General features: G+C 37.1%; 22 protein-coding genes, 1 other RNA gene and 1 pseudogene. 13 read left to right on the forward strand and 11 right to left on the reverse strand.

The annotated features are described in order from the left end of the window. Positions 1-31: 31 nt before the first annotated feature. Genes bamA through lpxA form a run of 5 tightly spaced genes read left to right on the forward strand, consistent with a single transcriptional unit; the run spans position 32 to position 5,462 of the window. A complete protein-coding gene (gene bamA / locus HX005_RS09045; RefSeq protein WP_286377097.1) occupies positions 32-2,584 on the forward strand; it encodes an outer membrane protein assembly factor BamA in 2,553 nt (850 codons plus the stop codon). Positions 2,585-2,635: 51 nt separating this feature from the next. Further along, complete coding sequence (locus HX005_RS09050) at positions 2,636-3,115, forward strand: OmpH/Skp family outer membrane protein (RefSeq protein ID WP_286377098.1); 480 nt, start codon at positions 2,636-2,638, stop codon at positions 3,113-3,115. Positions 3,116-3,118: 3 nt separating this feature from the next. After that, positions 3,119-4,189: a UDP-3-O-(3-hydroxymyristoyl)glucosamine N-acyltransferase gene (lpxD, locus tag HX005_RS09055; protein WP_286377099.1), complete on the forward strand. Its 1,071-nt coding sequence runs from the start codon at positions 3,119-3,121 to the stop codon at positions 4,187-4,189. A 2-nt stretch (positions 4,190-4,191) separates the two neighbouring features. Continuing rightward, positions 4,192-4,677 carry a 3-hydroxyacyl-ACP dehydratase FabZ gene (gene fabZ, locus HX005_RS09060; protein ID WP_107009264.1) on the forward strand — a complete coding sequence of 162 codons (486 nt, stop codon included), beginning with the start codon at positions 4,192-4,194 and terminating at the stop codon, positions 4,675-4,677. After that, entirely contained in the window at positions 4,674-5,462 is a 789-nt protein-coding gene (gene lpxA / locus HX005_RS09065) for an acyl-ACP--UDP-N-acetylglucosamine O-acyltransferase (protein ID WP_107009265.1), read from the forward strand. Before fabZ ends, lpxA begins: the two co-directional genes overlap by 4 nt. Before the next feature lie 77 nt (positions 5,463-5,539). On the opposite strand, the gene HX005_RS09070 is transcribed toward lpxA, so the two are convergent. Beyond that, positions 5,540-6,385, reverse strand: a complete 846-nt coding sequence (locus HX005_RS09070) for a YbgF trimerization domain-containing protein (protein ID WP_228199053.1) — start codon at positions 6,383-6,385, stop codon at positions 5,540-5,542. 314 nt (positions 6,386-6,699) lie between these two features. On the opposite strand from HX005_RS09070, the gene ffs reads away from it, so the two are divergent. After that, positions 6,700-6,796: signal recognition particle sRNA small type (ffs, locus tag HX005_RS09075), an RNA gene on the forward strand. 70 nt (positions 6,797-6,866) lie between these two features. Here the strand turns inward: ffs and HX005_RS09080 are convergent. From HX005_RS09080 to HX005_RS09095, 4 genes are all read right to left on the reverse strand, one after another. Further along, on the reverse strand, positions 6,867-7,457 hold the full coding sequence (locus HX005_RS09080) for a regulatory protein RecX (protein WP_286377100.1): 591 nt from the start codon (positions 7,455-7,457) through the stop codon (positions 6,867-6,869). A 110-nt stretch (positions 7,458-7,567) separates the two neighbouring features. After that, positions 7,568-8,614: a recombinase RecA gene (gene recA / locus HX005_RS09085; RefSeq protein WP_107009268.1), complete on the reverse strand. Its 1,047-nt coding sequence runs from the start codon at positions 8,612-8,614 to the stop codon at positions 7,568-7,570. A 159-nt stretch (positions 8,615-8,773) separates the two neighbouring features. Then, positions 8,774-9,229: an RNA-binding S4 domain-containing protein gene (locus HX005_RS09090; RefSeq protein ID WP_286377101.1), complete on the reverse strand. Its 456-nt coding sequence runs from the start codon at positions 9,227-9,229 to the stop codon at positions 8,774-8,776. After that, positions 9,213-9,911, reverse strand: a complete 699-nt coding sequence (locus tag HX005_RS09095; RefSeq protein ID WP_286377102.1) for an HAD-IA family hydrolase — start codon at positions 9,909-9,911, stop codon at positions 9,213-9,215. The genes HX005_RS09090 and HX005_RS09095 overlap by 17 nt, the downstream gene beginning before the upstream one ends. A gap of 17 nt (positions 9,912-9,928) precedes the next feature. Here HX005_RS09095 and HX005_RS09100 point away from each other — a divergent pair, with 17 nt between their 5' ends. The 3 genes from HX005_RS09100 to HX005_RS09110 all read left to right on the forward strand — a co-directional run bounded on the left by HX005_RS09100 (position 9,929) and on the right by HX005_RS09110 (position 12,231). Beyond that, positions 9,929-10,780, forward strand: a complete 852-nt coding sequence (locus HX005_RS09100; protein ID WP_286377103.1) for a 3'(2'),5'-bisphosphate nucleotidase CysQ family protein — start codon at positions 9,929-9,931, stop codon at positions 10,778-10,780. 63 nt (positions 10,781-10,843) lie between these two features. Next, positions 10,844-11,581 carry a histidine phosphatase family protein gene (locus HX005_RS09105; protein ID WP_286377104.1) on the forward strand — a complete coding sequence of 246 codons (738 nt, stop codon included), beginning with the start codon at positions 10,844-10,846 and terminating at the stop codon, positions 11,579-11,581. Between the two features lie 194 nt (positions 11,582-11,775). Further along, positions 11,776-12,231, forward strand: a complete 456-nt coding sequence (locus HX005_RS09110) for a hypothetical protein (protein WP_286377105.1) — start codon at positions 11,776-11,778, stop codon at positions 12,229-12,231. A 58-nt stretch (positions 12,232-12,289) separates the two neighbouring features. Here HX005_RS09110 and rpsT read toward each other — a convergent pair whose 3' ends face one another. Further along, entirely contained in the window at positions 12,290-12,556 is a 267-nt protein-coding gene (rpsT, locus tag HX005_RS09115) for a 30S ribosomal protein S20 (protein WP_107009274.1), read from the reverse strand. Positions 12,557-12,770: 214 nt separating this feature from the next. Between rpsT and HX005_RS09120 the strand changes: the two genes are divergently transcribed. From HX005_RS09120 to HX005_RS09130, 3 genes are read left to right on the forward strand one after another with little or no spacing between them, the layout of a single operon-like run. Then, positions 12,771-13,436, forward strand: coding sequence for a Rossmann-fold NAD(P)-binding domain-containing protein (locus tag HX005_RS09120; protein WP_286377106.1), 666 nt, complete (start codon positions 12,771-12,773; stop codon positions 13,434-13,436). 12 nt (positions 13,437-13,448) lie between these two features. After that, a complete protein-coding gene (gene rraA / locus HX005_RS09125; RefSeq protein WP_107009276.1) occupies positions 13,449-13,961 on the forward strand; it encodes a ribonuclease E activity regulator RraA in 513 nt (170 codons plus the stop codon). Between the two features lie 27 nt (positions 13,962-13,988). Further along, positions 13,989-14,777, forward strand: coding sequence for a glutathione S-transferase N-terminal domain-containing protein (locus tag HX005_RS09130; RefSeq protein ID WP_107009277.1), 789 nt, complete (start codon positions 13,989-13,991; stop codon positions 14,775-14,777). A gap of 63 nt (positions 14,778-14,840) precedes the next feature. On the opposite strand, the gene HX005_RS09135 is transcribed toward HX005_RS09130, so the two are convergent. Beyond that, on the reverse strand, positions 14,841-15,431 hold the full coding sequence (locus HX005_RS09135) for a DUF4291 domain-containing protein (protein WP_286377107.1): 591 nt from the start codon (positions 15,429-15,431) through the stop codon (positions 14,841-14,843). 185 nt (positions 15,432-15,616) lie between these two features. Between HX005_RS09135 and HX005_RS09140 the strand changes: the two are divergent. Further along, positions 15,617-16,128: pseudogene (locus HX005_RS09140) on the forward strand (DinB family protein). A 32-nt stretch (positions 16,129-16,160) separates the two neighbouring features. On the opposite strand, the gene HX005_RS09145 reads toward HX005_RS09140, so the two are convergent. The 4 genes from HX005_RS09145 to HX005_RS09160 form a co-directional block, all read right to left on the reverse strand. Then, entirely contained in the window at positions 16,161-16,484 is a 324-nt protein-coding gene (locus HX005_RS09145) for a hypothetical protein (protein WP_286377108.1), read from the reverse strand. 125 nt (positions 16,485-16,609) lie between these two features. Then, positions 16,610-17,410: an FAD:protein FMN transferase gene (locus HX005_RS09150; protein WP_286377109.1), complete on the reverse strand. Its 801-nt coding sequence runs from the start codon at positions 17,408-17,410 to the stop codon at positions 16,610-16,612. Positions 17,411-17,433: 23 nt separating this feature from the next. Further along, positions 17,434-17,961: an FMN-binding protein gene (locus HX005_RS09155; RefSeq protein WP_286377110.1), complete on the reverse strand. Its 528-nt coding sequence runs from the start codon at positions 17,959-17,961 to the stop codon at positions 17,434-17,436. A 21-nt stretch (positions 17,962-17,982) separates the two neighbouring features. After that, complete coding sequence (locus HX005_RS09160; protein WP_286377111.1) at positions 17,983-18,867, reverse strand: DUF6662 family protein; 885 nt, start codon at positions 18,865-18,867, stop codon at positions 17,983-17,985. Positions 18,868-19,357: the final 490 nt, after the last annotated feature.

Below are 19,357 nucleotides of genomic sequence, written 5' to 3' on the forward strand. Positions count from 1 at the left end.
TGAAAAATTAACTTACTGGAAAATAATAGGCATGCAGCACTCACATTTATTTATGCCCTTGGCACTCGTTAGTGCGATGGCAGCAGTACAGCAAGTACATGCAGCAGATGAATTCATTGCGCGTGACATTCGTGTAGATGGTTTAGTTCGTTTAACCCAAAGTAATGTGCTTGCTTTGTTGCCCATCAATAGTGGGGATCGTATTAATGATCCTGCAATTGCGGACGCAATTCGTGCATTGTATGCCTCAAATTCCTTTGATGATATTCAAGCGACTAAGGAAAATGATGTTTTAGTTTTCAAAGTGGTTGAACGTCCAATTATTTCTAAAATTGAATTAAAAGGCAATAAACTCATTCCAAAAGAAGCTTTAGAAGAAGGCTTAAAAAAGATGGGATTGTCTGAAGGTGAAGTGCTTAAAAAGTCATCTTTGCAAACTTTAGAAACCGAGCTAGAACAGCAGTATTCACAGCAAGGTCGTTATGACTCTGATATTACGGTTGAAACAGTTGCACGTCCAAATAACCGTGTTGATTTAAATATTAATTTCAACGAAGGTAAACCTGCAAAAGTTTTTGATATTAATATTATAGGTAATACCATATTTAAAGATGATGATATTAAGCGTGCTTTCGCTGTAAAAGAAAGTGGCTGGGCATCTGTTCTTACACGTAATGATCGCTATGCACGTGAAAAAATGTCAGCAAGTTTGGAAGCTTTGCGTGCATTGTACTTAAATAAAGGCTATATCAATTTTGATATTAATAGCTCAAATTTAAATATTAGTGAAGATAAGAAAAACATTTTCATTGAAGTTTCTGTTGATGAAGGTGAGCAGTATAAATTTGGTCAGTCAAAATTTTTAGGTGATGCTTTATATAAGCCAGATGAATTAAAGGCATTACAAATTTATAAAGACGGTACAACATATTCACAAGAAAAAGTAAATGCTGTAAAACAGTTGCTGCTGCGTAAATATGGTAATGCTGGTTATTATTATACTGAAGTGAATGTTGTACCTGAAATTAATAGTGAAACACATACTGTTGACTTGAACTATTATGTTAATCCAGGTCAACAAGTAACCGTACGTCGTATTAATTTTACAGGTAATACTAAAACAGCAGATGAAGTTTTACGTCGTGAAATGCGTCAAATGGAAGGTGCTTTAGCAAGTAATGAAAAAATTGAATTGTCTAAAGTACGTTTAGAGCGCACAGGCTTTTTCAGTAAAGTTGATGTAAAACCTGTACGTTTGCCTAACCAACCAGACCAAGTTGACTTAAATATTGAAGTGGAAGAGCAGCATTCAGGTACAAGTACTTTAGCTGTGGGTTACTCACAAAATGGTGGTATGACATTCCAAGCAGGTTTAAGCCAAACCAACTTCTTGGGTACAGGTAATCGTGTTTCTATCGATTTATCTCGTTCTGAAACTCAAGACTATTATAACTTAAGTGTGACTGACCCATACTTTACGATTGATGGTGTCAGTCGTGGTTATAATATGTACTACCGCAAGACAAAGTTAGATAATGACTACAACGTTAATAACTATGTCACAGACAGTTTTGGTGGTGGTATTAACTTTGGCTATCCAATTGATGAAAATCAGAATATTAGTGCTGGTTTAAATATTGATAGTACCAAAGTCACAACAGGTCCATATGTTTCTACCTATGTACGTGATTATTTATTATCAAATGGTGGTAAGGCAACAGGTAGTTCAAGCTATTGTCCTTTGGATGAAAAGGGTGATTCTCAAATGGAAGACATTACTGAGAAAGATCCTGAAACAGGTAAAGATGTTATTACAGGGATGAAATGTAAGGTTGAGGAAATCACTTATAATAATGCCTTTGAGGGTGATTTTTTAACGTATAGTCTTAACGTTGGTTGGTCTTATAACACATTAAACCGTCCGATTTTCCCAACTAGTGGTATGTCACATCGTATTAACGCAGAAGTTGCTTTACCGGGCAGTGATGTTGAATATCAAAAAATTGTTTATGACGCGCAAGCTTTCTTACCTTTAGGTAAAGACTTTGTACTGCGTGGTTATGGTAAGTTAGGTTATGGTAATGATCTACCATTCTATAAAAACTTCTATGCGGGTGGTTATGGCTCGGTACGTGGTTATGATAATAGTACTCTAGGTCCTAATTATCCTGGTGTTGCTTATAACGAAACCAAGACCAAAGATTATGACTATGAAGAAGTCGGCGGTAATGCTTTAGTACAATTTGGTACTGAATTGGCTTTACCTTTACCATTTAAAGGGGATTGGGCACGTCAGGTTCGTCCTGTAATCTTTGCTGAAGGTGCGCAAGTTTTTGACACCCAATGTAATATTAAATCAGATTCAACTTTGTACTTTGGTTCAAATAGTACAGGTGTGAATGCTAAAAAATATTGTGAAGACAATTTTGGTTTTGAGCCAGACAATATGCGTTATAGCGTCGGTGTAGGCTTTACTTGGATCACAATGATTGGACCATTATCATTGAGTTATGCATTCCCATTGAATGATAAACCAGGTGATGAAACTAAAGAGCTTCAATTTGAAATTGGTCGAACTTTCTAAGTTCGATCTGTTCTTGATATGATGAAATCAGAAATTTATGAAGGGAACATTATGAAAAAAATAGTCGGTGCTATTGTTGGTTTAGGTTTTGCTAGTTTAGTAAATGCAGCAGGTTACGGTGTTGTTGATATTGAAAAAGTTGTTGAAGGTAGTACATATTTAAAACAACAAAATGCCAGTTTAGAGCAAACAATTAAGCCACAAACAGCAAAACTTGAGCAGATTTCTAAAGATATTCAGTCTTTACAGCAGCAAGCACAAGCAAAAGGTGCGAACCCAGAGCAAATTCAGAAACAATATCAAGCAAAAGTGACTGAGTATCAAACGATTCAGCAAAGTGTGCAAAGTAAAGCGCAAGCAACAATACAGGCAACGAATACTGTTTTTGAAGCACGTGTGAAGCAAGCTGCTGAACAATTGCGCCAAGAGAACGGTTTAGATATGGTTTTGAATAAAAACTCTGCTTTGGCTTATGACGCAAAGAATGATTTAACTGCTAAAATGATCCAAAAGGTTAATGCAATTAAATAATCAATGACATCTCATCAATTTTATCTCGATGAATTAGCTCAACTTGTTCAAGGTGAGCTAATTGGTCAATCTAAATTCAAAGTCGCTGCTTTAGCAAGTTTAGAGCAAGCTCAGGCTCAAGATATTTCCTTTGTAAATGGCGAGAAATACTTGCAAGAAGCACAAGCTTCGAAAGCTGGAGTATTAATTGTCACTGCTGCATTAAAAGACCAGCTCAGCCATCATCAAAACTTCATTGTTGTCGATCATCCTTATTTAGCCTTTGCAATTTTAACGCATCATTTTGAAGATAAGGTGTTAAAACGCGGTATTGAAGTGACTGCGCAGATAGCTGATTCAGCTATTATTGCTGAAAATGCTTATATTGGTCATTATGTGGTGATTGGTGAGAATTGCGTGGTTGGCGATAATACCGTCATTCAATCACATGTTCATTTGGATCATGATGTTGAAGTAGGAGCAGACTGCTTTATTGATTCTCATGTGATGATTACAGGTAAATCTAAACTTGCAAATCGTGTGCGTATTCACTCGAACACCGTGATTGGTGGCGAAGGTTTTGGTTTTGCACCTTATCAAGGAAAATGGAATCGAATTGTTCAATTGGGTTCTGTTTGCATTGGTAATGATGTTCGTATTGGTTCAAATTGTAGTATAGACCGTGGTGCTTTGGACGATACGATCATCCATGATGGTGTTATTATTGATAACCTTGTGCAAATCGCACATAACGTGCAAATTGGCGAAAATACAGCTATTGCTGCGAAGTGTGGTATTGCGGGAAGTACGGTGATTGGCAAAAACTGTGTATTTGCAGGGGCAGTAGGTGTTGTAGGTCACATAAATATCACTGATAATGTGACAATTACAGGAATGTCAATGGTCTCAAAGAGTATTTCTGAAGCTGGTTCTTATTCTTCAGGGACTGGGCAATTTGAAACAAATAAGTGGAAAAGAACAGTTGTACGTTTAAGACAATTAGCAGATGTGCCATTGACCAAGTTAGTTAAACAAATAGATCATATGCAGGCTCAAATTGAGTCCATTGAATCAACTTTAAAGTCGCGTAAATAATTATGACTGAGTCTAAACCTCTACCTTTTACGGTTCCTGAATTACCTATGCAAACCCAAACGATTCGTGAGTATTTACCACATCGTTATCCGTTTTTGCTTGTAGACCGTGTAACTGAAGTAACGGAAAATGGCATTGTTGGGTACAAAAATGTATCGATCAATGAGGAATTTATGCAAGGTCACTTCCCTGGTTATCCAATTATGCCAGGTGTTCTGATCGTGGAAGCGATGGCACAAGTGTCTGGTGTTCTTGGTTTTATTATGAATAATGAGAAGCCAAAACCTGGTTCATTATTTTTGTTTGCTGGAGCAGAGAAAGTACGTTTCAAAAAACAAGTCGTTCCAGGCGACCAACTCGTGTTAAAATCTGAATTACTTATGCAAAAACGTGGCATTTACAAATATTTATGTACTGCTAGTGTAGACGGCATGGTAGCAGCAACCGCTGAAATTATCATCTCTCATCAAAAATTAGAGCAGGCATGAGCAACACAGATCTAATCCATTCTACCGCTATTATTGATTCTTCTGCACAGATTGCATCTGATGTGGAAATAGGACCATATTGTATTATTGGACCCAATGTAACCATTGATGCAGGAACTAAACTGCATTCTCATGTGGTGGTAGGAGGGTTCACTCGTATTGGTAAAGACAATGAAATCTTTCAATTTGCGAGTGTTGGTGAAGCTTGCCAAGATCTTAAGTATCAAGGTGAAGAAACTTGGTTAGAGATCGGTGACTCAAATAAAATTCGAGAACACTGTAGTTTGCATCGAGGAACTGTTCAAGATCATGGGCTTACTAAAATAGGTAGCCATAATCTCTTGATGGTTAATACCCATGTTGCACATGACTGCCAAATTGGTGATCACAATATTTTTGCGAATAATGTCGGTATCGCAGGACATGTTCATATTGGTAATTATGTGATTGTTGGTGGTAACTCAGGTATTCATCAATTTTGTAAAATTGACTCGTATAGCATGATTGGCGGTGCCTCACTCATTTTAAAAGATGTGCCTGCTTATGTGATGGTTTCAGGCAATCCAGCACATGCCTTTGGAATGAATGTCGAAGGTATGCGTCGTAAAGGTTGGTCGAAAAATGTGATTCAGGGTTTACGTGAATCATTTAAATTGATTTATAAAGAAAATTTAACGACTGAACAAGCGATTGCTAAAATTACAGAAGAAATTCTTCCTGAAGTACCCGAAGCTCAGCTTTTATTAGATTCTTTAATTCAATCGAAACGTGGTATTGTGCGTTGAGTTATTGATAATTTGAAATGCTATAAAAAAGACATCTTAGGATGTCTTTTTTATTTTTAGAGATTTATGCCCATTTTTTAACTATTTTTTAAAAAATTAGCTTCTTCTGAATCAGGGAAAGCAGAGAGTAATTTGTTTTTATAGACATTTGCTGTTTGTGGGTTTTTATTTACTTCTGTTGCAATACTATAAAGACGATAGAGGGCACGTGGGGCTTTTGATGAATTCCCATATTTTGCTGCTACAACTTCATAATTTTTTTTAGCTTCTTCATAATTAGGTGGGTCAATCGCAAGATTGAATTCGGCTAACCAAAAATAAGCATTTCCTGTGTAAATACTGTTTGGGTTGTTTTTAATAAAACTTTGCATCGGTTCAATTGCTTTTTTTGCTCCCCCTTGCTTATAAGCTTCTAATGCAATGGAGTAAGCTGCTTTTTCTAAATCCTGAGCACTGCTAGTATTTGTTCCATTTTGTACGGGAGGCTCTGTCGGGGTTTGAGTCTTGGGCGTGGTTGCTATAGGTGCGGCTTCATTGGATTGGTTTTCTGTAGGCTTTTGCTCTTCTGGAGTGGTCTCATCAGAAGGGGTTTCATCCGTTGACTCTGTATCCGCTTCTAGTTTCTGTGCCATTAACTCAAGACGTTGGTCTAAGTCTGTATAACGATTGGAAAGTTCTTTATTGAGTTGTTCAATGGCATTGTCTTGTTCTTCAAGTTTGCCACGTAATTCTCGAATTTGATTTTCTAATTGTTGGTTCTTTTGCATCAAATCCCAATTCATATTGCCTGTAATTGGGGCTGCTGGACCAATTACATCACTTGCATTTTGACCACTTAACCCTCTGGATTCGATTGGGACGGCATATAAAGTCGCAGAAGTTAAAAGTGCGATAGAAAAGAGAGCCTGCTTTTTTAGCATAATGTAGAATCCATAAAAGTCACTTTATTGACTTTATTTCTAGTGTAGAAATAGTCATATCATTAGAGAATGGGTTTTATTTAAAACGGCTCAGCGGGGAAAAGCAAGATACTTTTACAATGTTCTAGCATTTCTTTGAAAAAGGGCTTTATTTTGCTGAAATATGAAGAAAATACTGCAAAAACTAAATTTATAATACTGTTTTTATTCATATTGCTGATGAATTAATCAAACAGTCATAAAAAATAAGAAAAATAGAAATGTTCACTTGCAAGATGTTAAAAAATCTCTATACTCTGTTCTTGCAATGGTAGCCCTGCTGGTGGCTTCGCAATTGTACTCTGAAAACCCCGCCAGGACCGGAAGGTAGCAACGGTATCAGAAATACGATGTGCCGAGGTTTTGCTAGTAGGGCTGCCACCATATTCTAAAATAATTATTACTTCATTTATCATTTTTTAATTTCAAATTTATCATTTTATTTTTAATCTTCTGATGCCTTTCTGCGAATTGCCTTCATAATCGCATCCATTTCAAAGCCTCGATATTGCAAAAAACGAATTTGTTTTGCTTTGATTTTGGCATCCTGTGCAACTTCAGTTCCATATTTTTTAACTTTGAGCTGATAGGCTTGTTCGTACCAGTCAATTTCAGTTAAGTCCTCTGTCACTAAGTCTTTATCTAATTGTTTATGACGTAAAGCCATTTTAATGCGATTTGGACCTTTGCCTTGTCGTACTTGACTGCGTACCGTCATTTCTGCAACACGTTGATCACTCTGATAATTTTCTTGAGCTAACTCATCGACTAATTCAATCACTTCATCTCTGTTTGCTGCATATAAACATAATTTTTCAATGAGATCAGCTTTGGAATATTCTTTACGTGTGAGTGTTGCAAAAGCATAAGAACGTAGTCGAGTTCCTGTTAAGCCTTCTTGTGTTTTCGTTTGCTTTTCTGCAGAAAAATTTAAATGTGTTTCTGATGGAGGGGAGAGAACAAGATTTTCTTCTTCAGAAAACTGCTGTTTTAATGCGGTGTAATTGAGCATTTTTGGAAATTTAGGTGCAGTCATAATAAAAAATAAAATCCTCAGATTAGGAACATAAATGGTAGTGCAATTACTGCTTAAGAAAAAACGCCCGTTGTGGGCGTTTCATCTTTTTTTTATTTCATGAATCAGCATTAAGCATCTAAAAACTCAGCTTCTTCGTCTAGCTCTTCTGTTACAGGTGCTGCATTCGAAGTGGTGAGTAGTTTTTCACGGATGAGCTTCTCGATCTCATTTGCCATTTCTGGATTTTCTTCCATATGGCGAATCGCGTTATTTTTACCTTGACCGATTTTATTGCCATTATAAGAATACCAAGCACCTGCTTTATTGATGATATCTTGTGCAACAGCAAGGTCAATCAGCTCACCTAGATGGTTCACACCTTTACCATATAGAATTTGGAACAGTGCTTCACGGAAAGGAGGCGCCATTTTGTTTTTCACCACTTTCACACGCGTTTCTGAACCAATGATTTCATCACCTTCTTTGACTTGACCAATACGGCGAATATCAAGGCGTACAGAAGCGTAGAATTTTAGTGCATTACCACCAGTTGTTGTTTCTGGGCTACCAAACATTACACCAATTTTCATACGAATTTGGTTAATGAAAATCACCATACAGTTTGAACGTTTTGCATTACCTGTGATTTTACGTAATGCTTGACTCATTAAACGTGCTTGTAAGCCCATATGTGAGTCACCCATTTCACCTTCAATTTCGGCTTTAGGTGTTAATGCAGCAACTGAGTCGACTACGATCATATCAATTGCACCTGAGCGTACAAGCATATCCGCAATTTCAAGTGCTTGCTCACCGTTATCAGGCTGAGACACAAGTAAATTGTCAATATCTACGCCAAGTTTACGTGCATATTGTGGATCAAGTGCATGTTCAGCATCAATAAAAGCACAAGTTCCACCTGCTTTTTGGCATTGGGCAATCGCTTGTAAAGTCATGGTTGTTTTACCTGAAGATTCAGGACCATAAATCTCAACGATACGACCTTTTGGCAAGCCGCCAATACCTAATGCAATATCAAGCGTTAATGAGCCTGTAGAAACAGATTCAACGGCTTGTACGGTATTTTCGCCTAAGCGCATGACTGTGTTTTTACCAAATTGTTTTTCAATTTGACTTAATGCAGCATTTAGCGCTTTACTTTTGTTATCATCCATCTTGAAACCTCAAAACTATGTCTATATCACTACTATCTTAAGTGGATGTCTTTAAATTTGATCTTCGTCCACAGAAGCAATAGTGACAGAAAATTATCTATGAATCTATGCAAAATCGCTTATCTACGACATAAGGTGTCGCGCAGGCAATTTTAGATTTTATTCATCATGATATGACCAAGATTGCTCATAACCTGAATCATTTTCTTGTTTAAATTTGCTGATTTCTCGGCGGTCTTTTTTACTTGGTCGATGCTCAGGTCGAGCAAGATTATGCAATTTTCTTTGGGTTGAAATCAATTCCCGACGTGCAATACTCAGCTCAGTTTCTTCATAAAGTTGTTGAGCAATGGGGGCAGCACCACGTACATTCGATAATGCTTTGACAAGAACCGTTTTTTTATCAAAACCTTGTTGAATGGTCAGTTCCATACCAACTCGAATTTCTTTGGATACTTTGATACGTTCACCATTATGATGAACTTTGCCACCTTCTATTGCATCTTTTGCGATAGAACGAGTTTTGAAAAAGCGCGCAGCCCAAAGCCATTTATCTGCACGAGTTGTTTCATTTTGATTATTTTCAGTTTGCTGATTTTTAGGCTGTTTTGACATCGACATCCTTCAATTGGTCTTGCGTTAATAAAGGTAAAAGTTCAGTTAAGTCATTAATAGATGGATATTCAAGTTCTAAGACATGGCGTGCTGCTTTTAAACTTGAGGGCTGACGAATCGTGACGAGCTGTTGAATGCCAAATTTTTCAGCACCCTGTAATACAGGCGTAGTATCATCAATCAACATCGCATGTTGAGGGTCAAAAGGATGTTGCTGTTGTAAAATTTGCCAAAATTCGACAAATTCTTTGGCATAACCAATCTCTTCACTACTCACCATCACTTCAAAATAAGGGCTTAAATCAACATTTTCAAGTTTTAACTGAAGCCCTGCACGGTCTGCATTGGTCACTAGCCAACAACGGTAGCCTTGTGCTTTTAATTGTTTAAGTAATTCAAAGCAACCTTGACGAGGTGCGATTTTATGTTGAAAGTCAGCTTGTAGTTGAAGTACATCAACACCAACTTTTGCAGTCCAATACTTTGAGGAATACCATAATAAGGTATGCTTATGCTGCTGATAAAATTCGTGTAAAGTGTGATGGCTTTGTTCGAGTGAGCATTGATGCGTGGCTGCGTGACGTTCTGGAAGTTGATGATTCCAGATCAGATCATCAAAAGCCAAATCAAGAAGCGTACCGTCCATATCAAACATGATAATCGGTTTTATACAATCAGACATAAAAATAGGTTTAATCCATGTTTATTAAAACTCAAGCACCGCAAGATGAGCAAATTTTAAAATTAGTCCCAATCTTGGCACAGGCAACTCAAATACTGTTAGAAGAATACCAAAATTATTGTGCAGGGCGCGAGTTTAATATTCATGAAAAAGATGATCATTCACCTGTGACACAAGCAGATTTAAGAGTAAATGCATTTTTACTACAACAATTGGCGATTTTAACACCTCATATTCCTGTACTCTCAGAAGAAAATGATCATTCTGAACGTCATCATTGGACAGAATGCTGGTTGCTTGATCCATTAGATGGAACCAAAGAATTTATTCATGAACGAGATGAATTTACGATTAACCTGAGTCTTATTCAAAATCATCAAACGGTTTTCTCTTTGATTGCTGTGCCAACTGAGCAAGTCATGTACGTTGGCTATTTGACTGAACCTCCTTATAAATATTCATTTTCACAACAGACATGGTTGCGTTATAGCAAATTTAAAGATATCGCGAATGATGCAATTCAAGTGGGTTTAAGCCATAGCAGTAAAAATCCTAAATATCAACAATATATTGATTATATTGAGCAAGAAACGCCAGTCATTAAGCGTGAAGCGGGTAGTGCTTATAAATTTTGTATGATGCTTGAAGGTGAAATCGATATTTACCCACGTTTTCATCCAACCTCAGAATGGGATACAAGTGCAGGACAGGGCTTGTTAGAAAGTATCGGTGGAGGATTGGTAAGTCTAAAAGCTCAGGCATTTACCTATAATCAACGAGCAACAGTGCTTAATGATGGTTTTATTGCATACCGAGATCAGGAAAACCAAAAAATTGCATTAGCGGCGCTTACAAACGTGACAGGCTAAGATTGAGTGTTTTGTATCTCATGGTATAGTGAGGCATGATGAAAAGATAAATATTGAGTCTGTATGGCACTTGAGCTATTGCCTAAAAGCATGTTGAAAGCGATTGATTTATTGCCTGATACAAAAACACCTGTCACTTTATTTACACGACATTCGATTCGTGAAATTGTAGATGGGCAGGGCTTAGCAGGCTATGATTTGCAATTGACTACCCAAGGGAGAGATCTGGCGCAATCATGGGGTGCTTATTTGACAGAGCAGACAGATCGTATTATTCAGCATTGTATTTCAAGCCCAATTCAACGTTGTGTTGATACAGCAGCACTGATGATAGAAGGTGCTGATTTAATTAACCAACCCCATAATACACATCGTATCGAGATTGTGGAGCAAGGCTTACTTGTAGAGCCAGGAAGTTTTGTTTTAGATATTAAGCAAGCAGCCCCTTATTTTCAAAAGCAAGGCGCTTTAGGTTTTATTAATAGCTTTGTGAATAATGCTTTACCGGGCATGAAGCATCCTATCTCAGGGGTGGTTGATGTTTTAGAGTTGATTTATAACACGCATCCACAAAATGCGCAGGGTTTAAGCCTTGCTGTGAGCCATGATACGATTTTAGCGGCTATTATTGCGGTAATTTCAGGTCGGCATCATGTTACTAAAGTCGATTGGCCGCAAATGATGGAAGGTCTATTTGTCTGGTTTGAGGGTGATACATTTGAGGATTGCCTTTTAAAATGGATTTGGCGTGGTGAGGTCAATCAATTGTCTATTCGAGATTTTCAAAAATTGGAAAATTAGATCATTTTTTAAGAGAGTGTTGTAATTTATCTATTTATATCTTTATGAAAGATTCATTCTATAAGTTGTTATTTTAGATATTGAAAATTTTATAAATGTAAATAATTTATATAGAATTACTATGCAATGTATTGAGTGGATAACAAGATTTGCTCATTTTTGAAAAGTGCTAACGGATATGATTTAAAAATGAGATGAAAATATTTAAAAATAAAACCATACAATATTTAGGCTGTTTTCTTTTGTTTATTGTTGGATGGCAGGTTTGGCGAGTTTATCCTCAGTCTGTTATTCGATTACAACAAGTGCAACAGGATCCACAGAAAATAATCATTCATCTACAATCTTCCAAGGATTTTGGAACACGTGGTTTTTTTGAAATAAATAGCCGTTTATTTTGTACAAATGATAAAAAATTAAATTTAACAGCATGGTCATATACGCCAACAGGAGCAGAATATATCGGGTTGATTGAAAAAACACCTGCACTATTTGATGCAAAACAGCAAAAGTATATTTATCAAATAGAGCTTGAGCTAGATCATCGGCAAAATAAAGAACGATTAAATCAAATACTACAATGCCGTGTAATGACGGGACATTATTTAAGGGGTTTTATACGTTCAAATGTCATTCAAGTTCAATGGTAAATCAGTAAATTTCAGACACAAAAAAAGCCCTAAAAAGGGCTCTTTTCTATGCAACAACTTAGTTAGCTAACGCTTTAACTTGTGCATTCAAACGGCTCTTATGACGAGCTGCTTTGTTTTTATGGATGATGCCTTTATCAGCCATACGGTCGATTACTGGAACTGCAGCTTTATAAGCTTCAGTTGCAGCAGCATATTCACCAGCTGAGATAGCTGCGATAGTACGCTTGATGTAAGTACGAACCATAGAACGTAAGCTTGCGTTGTGTTTACGCGCTTTTACGTTTTGCTTAGCACGTTTTTTTGCTTGAGCAGAGTTTGCCACTCGTGCACTCCTTGAATTAGATTGGTCTGGGCGGGCTGAAACCACATCTGAAAACCAACATCAGAGGATTATCACCAGCCCGTAAACAAGTGCCATATTGTGATTAAAGCACAGCCTAAAGTCAAGTCTTGACTTGCTTTGGCAACATTATAGATGCAGAAACTTTTTAAATAAAACGTTAGATTAGTAATAAATTCAGGAGATTGATTAAAAAATGGCTTATTCGATTAAAAATGCAATTATTATTGGTGCAACAGGTTTAGTTGGACGTTGTCTGGTTGAGCAACTCAACCAAGTAACTTGTTGTGAAAAAATAACAGTTGTTGTGCGCCGAAAAGATGATGCCTTTGCAAAACACCCTAAAGTAGATCAGTTACTTTTAGATGACTTTTTATTGCTGAATGATCAAGATGTAAATGGTTATAGTCATGCATTTAGTTGTTTAGGTACAACCATTAAAAAAGCAGGATCAAAACAAGCATTTTATAATATTGATTTTGAGATCAATGCACATTTTGCTGATTTATTGGAAAGCACCGAAACTCATTTGCTGCTCGTGAGTGCTTTGGGTGCAAATCCATCTTCTTCAATTTTTTATAATCGTGTTAAAGGAGAATTGGAACAATATATTGAGAAACTTGGTTTAATGCGTGTTTCGATTATTCGTCCATCATTATTATTGGGCGAGCGCAACGAAAAACGGTTTTTGGAGGATCTCTCTCAAAAGACCTATCAAAAATTTTCACATTTAATACCAAATACGTTTAAATATAAACCTGTGACAGCCGAGCAAGTGGCTCATACTATGGTCGAGGCTGCACAAAATCAAACTCATCAATTTGAAATATATGATAATTTAAGCATACAAAATGCCAAATAATGGAGAATTAAAGTGACTTCAGTACCCTTTGTAACTTGTGATTTATTAGATGATAACCCTGAAAAAGCCATTCAAACTTTAATTCCATCTTTAGATGGAAAGTTCTTTAAAAGTTATGGCGCACGTAAAACATTTGGTGGTCAGATTGTGACTGTAAAATGTTTTGAAGATAATTCACGTGTTAAGGAATTATTGGCTACAGATGGAACTGGAAAAGTTTTGGTGGTTGATGGAGGCGCTTCTATGCGCTGTGCATTGATGGGCGATATGATTGCAGAGTCTGCTGTTAAAAATCACTGGAATGGTGTTGTAATTTATGGCTGTGTGCGTGATGTTGATGCTTTAGCAGAGCTTGACTTAGGCGTACATGCATTGGCTTCAATTCCACAAAAAAGTAATCGTAAAGGCATTGGAGAGGTTGATATTACGCTGTATTTTGGTAATGTAAGCTTTAATTCTGAAGAATATATCTATGTAGATAACAACGGAATTATTGTTTCAAAAGAAAAATTAGTTGATTTATAAAATAGGGTCATCCCAAAGGATCGCAAAATGGTACATCATCAAATTAAAGTTGTACAAGCTTTAGCTTCAGCCATTACAGAAGGTGGTCGTGGTGCAAATGGAACAGCATTTCCAAATCAGCCAGAAAAGGCATTAAAGCTCTATGAATTTGAAGGTTCACCATTTTGTCGTCGGGTTCGTGAAGTGATGACACTATTGAATCTAGACTATGAAGTTTATCCTTGTCCTAAGGGCGGCACAAAATATCGTAAAATTGTAAAAGAATTGGGTGGAAAAGCACAATTTCCATTTTTTGTAGATGAAAATACAGGTGAAAAACTGTATGAATCACAAGATATTATCCAATATTTGTTTAAAAATTACGGTAAATCAGGAAAAACACCAAAAAAATATACACATTATCCAAAACTTCCATTGGTTGCATTTGCAGGTACTTTGATTAATGGCGCGCGTGGGGTTTGGATCAATAAAAAAATTATTAATCGTAGTGCACCTGAGCAGTTGGTTCAGCTCTGGGGATTTGAAGCAAGCCCATATACACGTGTAGTACGTGGTGTTTTAACAGAGCTTGAGATTCCATTTGTATTTCATAATGTGGCAAAAGAGCGCTGGCAAGATCAAGGTCCTTCGATTTTACGTTTGAAACCTGGTAAATACGAAGCACTAAAAGGCGGAAAGCGTGAAAAGATTGTCTCTGTTATGGGGCGTGTGAAAAAAGATATTCAAGTGCCTTATTTTGAAGATCCAAATACAGGGGCAAAAATATTTGAATCTGAAGCAATTATAAATTATTTACAACGAAAATATGGTGCTTAATCATATTGATATTATAGTTGAAAATGGGAGTAAATTTACTCCCATTTTTCATAGAATATAATTTTAAGAAATACTTAAATGCCTTTTGAGTGAGGCACTCACAGGATAAATCCGCTCTTTTGGCAATAATTTTTCCGCATGTTTATATTGACCTTCACGACGAAATTGAGCCATTTTTTGCACCTTTGGACTGATATCCTCTATGCTTAGGATTGCATTATTAAATGAATGGATTAAAAAACGACTGATGCCAATCTGAATACTGCGATGCTCTAATTTTGCACCTTTCAAATTACGTTCAGGATCCCATTGGATATGCACTTGCGCTTGCTCAAATAGGTCTAGCCAGGGTTGATCGTGTTGGGGATGAAATAAACTTGGATCGGTATGTACACTTTGACTCAACAATATTTCCCAAAAATCACGTGGGATACGAATCGCAAGAATATGTTCCTGACCTGATTTATTTGCCCAATTGCTGCGTCCCATCAACCATAAAAATGACGGTTTAATCCATGTCATTCTTTGAAATGAAAATGGAGAAACAAATTTTTGCTGTTGAATGGCAAATTGCGCGATCTGTTTGTTATAGGCTTGATAGACCGTAATGCTGTCACGGTCATATACTGCACGAATTTCATGATATGCAGGCATAATGAATCTCACTTAAAAATTTAATCAAGTTTTTGAAAATTAAAAAACTGATTTAAACAAGTGGAAAATGATTTACCGCTTGGCAAACAATTAGATTCATCATGATAAAAATGTGAAATAGAGAAATTTTGTGTGTATTTTATTCAGATATAAAATTTTAGCAAGTATGAATAGACGGGATGTTGATGATAAATTCTAAAGAAAATTTACTTTTACTTGCCCAATATAATGTATGGCAACACAACGTTTGGTGGAAGCCTTAGAACCTGTTTCAGATCAGCATTTTTATCAGGATACAGGATTATTTTTTAACAGTATTTTTGGCACGCTCAATCATTTGCTTTTGGGTGAACATCGCTTGTGGTACGCAAGATTTGCCTTGAACCAATCTCCAGTTTCAGCGCTGAATCAAATCGTTCATTCTGATAGAAACCTTTTGCTGAATGATTTAAGGCAGAAGTCAAATCATTGGGTGATATGGTTAAATCAATTGGATGAATCGGTATTGCAGGGCAATTTAAATTATAAAACAGCGTCAGGACAGGCGATGTGTTTGCCATTTGCTGCAACATTGCTGCATGTGTTTAATCATGGCACTCATCATCGTGGGCAAATCACGGCTGCCATGACTGCATTGGGTTATGGCTGTCCCGAGCTTGATTTGGTGTATATGTTGGTGGAGTTGCAAGCAGAATAATCAAGAGGTAAATATAAAGTGTAGCTGATATTTTAAGCTATATTTTTAGATTTTCTCAGTAAAATACCTATCCATATATGGAGTGGCAACCAAATAATGCAGATTAAACCAAGCCAAATATGTATCCATTTGATATTTTCATGCCATTCTTCAGGACTATAGTATAGACCTGTTCCTGTCAGCGCTAAAATACTCATCAACACAAGCATGCTTAAGCCTGTGAGCATATTTCGCTTTAAATTCAGTGCAATACGGATATGTACAGCAATGACTGAGCCGAAAATCACTAAAAAAATGGCTGCCGAAATACCATGTGTTTTTAGTACATTGACCGTAAAATCGCTAGGATCTTGCATTTTCCAGTCCTGCGTATATGCGAAATAGAGTCCGCTTAGCACAAGAATCAGCCAGATAAAAAAGAGCAAGTAGCGTTGCAGAAACGGGATTTTTAAGCTAAATGTCATGGCAATACCAAATCAATTTATAGAATGAATGCCTGTGCCGAAAATAAAGGCAAACAGGGGTGCTGTAGGTTTTGAGTGATCGCAACAACTTTGGTCAGTGCGTCGGCAATACAGGCATTTGGTGCGATCACACTAAAACTGTGGTCGGTATCCAATGCATGGCGTGTATATGGGTTGACCAAAGCATTGATCCATTGCCCTTGATTTTTGGCTTTGGAAAAATAGCAGGCAGAAGTGGCAATCGCACCATTTGCCAATGCTCCACAGGCATATAATTGCTGAGGAGCCTGAGGATCTCGAATAAAGATTTGTTCAGCAATATTCCCTAAAACACGTAAATCTCCACCTGCATTGACGACTGCATTTTTCACGCCATGTTTACGCAGGGAGTAAATCGCAATATCAATCGCAAAGCCTTTGGCTATGCCGCCCAGATCGAGCACAATTGGAGCTGTAAACCGTATCTTATTGGCAGAAAGACAATGTAAATGTGCCTGTGAAAAATTCATTTTTTCAGGATTTACGATAGGGAGATGCGTAGGCAACAATTCCCAGTCCATCAAAGTATTGGCAACAGTACAGTCAAATATGCCTGAAGAGGCTGTAAATACCCGTTGAGCACGTTGTAAAACAGCATAAGTCCATGGATGAACCCGCACCGCTTGTTGAAAAGCACTGCGGTTGATCTGTGATAACTCACTTGCAGGATCATGAAAGCTCATCAATTGTTGAACTTTTTCAATACAGGCAAATGCTTGATCGATGATTGAATGTGCCGCATGAGGCATGAAGTCATCATACAGTTTGATTTCAACCATGGTGCCCAATAAAGGTTTGGCTCTTATACTGTTAATGTTGCTAATACCAAATGATGAAACTGAAGAATACGCTTGACCCCATCTGTGACATGTTTAGAAGATAAGGTGGCACCACTGATATTTTTAATGTCTTTATTCAAGGCAACAGGTGAGGACAGCGTTTTACCCACAAATTGTTGACGCCATGCTGCATCACGAACCTGTCCACCATAAGATTCATTATATTCCAGAATTTCAACTTGTTTGACCGCACCTTTGGCGGTCAACGCAACAGCATAGGTTATCATTTCATGTTTACCCAATACCTGATCAATGACCAACCAACCTCCATCACTGCTTTTATAAACCTGATCAGCTTTGAAGGGATAAAAAATTCCAGAGGATTTTTTGAGGCTTTTGAGTTGATCTTCACTGAGATGGATAGGTGTTTTTTTTAGTGCAAGGTTTGGGAACATCAGTTTCTGTGCTTGTTCTGCACTCAGATAAACTGCAGAATGTGCAACGATCGGGCTAATACTCAGCAGCGCTGTTGCATAAGGCATCCATTTCATATTGATATCTCGACTGTTAAATCAAAAGTTATAACCAAACTTTAAGCGGAACTCATTTTTTGTTTTTTCAATCAAGTGCAGATCTCGATCATCCTGCTCATCAAATTTTTCACGTCCACCCCGTAATTGTGGAAACCATGTTGCAGTCAGCCAGTAATCCTTAGAGCCATAGTGTAGAGAAGGTCCCATAAACCATGACCAACGCTCTTGCCCAACTTCGGTTTCAAACTCTGTTTCATACTGTGTTTCAGCTCCAGCATACCAGTTTGGGGCAAAACGATAACTCAAACCTGTTCCAATTTGTAGTTCAAGCTCCATTTCAGGTTTGGTTGGCCATTCAAAATTTTCAGGTAAATTATTGATTGGACTACGTTTCGCATAGGTACCTTCAAACATAAGATTGCCAACCCAAACCAGACTTGCGTCCATAAAGTATTTTTGTAAAATTAAATTATTTTCAAAGCTGAGTGTATCTTTGTCCTGACCTGAATGTGGGTCAATCGTGGAATAGCTGAGTTCAAACTGATTGGAAAGTCCTACGACTTCACTTGCAGGGCTCAGGAAATTATATTTTCCACCCAATTCCACACCACTTATTTTGAATGCAAATTTTTTGTCTTCAGGCATATAACCATCAATGACAATGCCAGAGGTGTCCAATGACATGGCTTTTAAGGCAACGGAAGCATTAAATTTATCAGTGATTCCGCGTTCATATTCCGTTTTATAATCAAAAGCAGAGTAGTGTCCCGCACCTTTATCACTGCGATTGGTCACCCATTGATAAAGCTCTTGTCCACCTTTAGGTAAAGTTTCAGCACCTTTTACATAACCAAAAAGGTTTTCATCTGCCCAACTGTTTTGGAACAGTCCAAGTATGATGATGCTCAAGCCAATTCGTTTCATATCTTCCCCAGAAGGCTTCGTCTACATTTTTGATAGACGTAAGATTGTTAATAATCATTATCATTTCAATTGTGAGCGGATTTTATTTTTCAGTTGAATGATGGTCAATATCTGTTCGGCGTAATTCAGGTCTAAAAATAGTTCTTTGCGCTATTTTTATTGTTAAATATTTGATAATTAAAATTAAACAATTACATTGATAATTCTTGTTATTTTGGCGAAATTAAGATGTAAATATTGTGATTGATTTTAAGCTAGGCTTAATAATGGTGGTTTAAATGCAGATTGAATCGAGTGATCAACTGAGACATAAGTGCGGTTAAATTGACAGGCGAAGTGGTTGATTATTTTGCTTTAAAAAAAGAGAAGGGAATAATTTTACATTGTAAAAAATGAAAATAAATTCCCTCCTGATAATGGTGGTTTAAATGCAGATTGAATCGAGTGATCAACTGAGACATAAGTGCGGTTAAATTGACAGGCGAAGTGG

Origin of the sequence: Acinetobacter sp. R933-2, assembly GCF_030325485.1 — a bacterium.
Lineage (GTDB): Bacteria > Pseudomonadota > Gammaproteobacteria > Pseudomonadales > Moraxellaceae > Acinetobacter > Acinetobacter sichuanensis.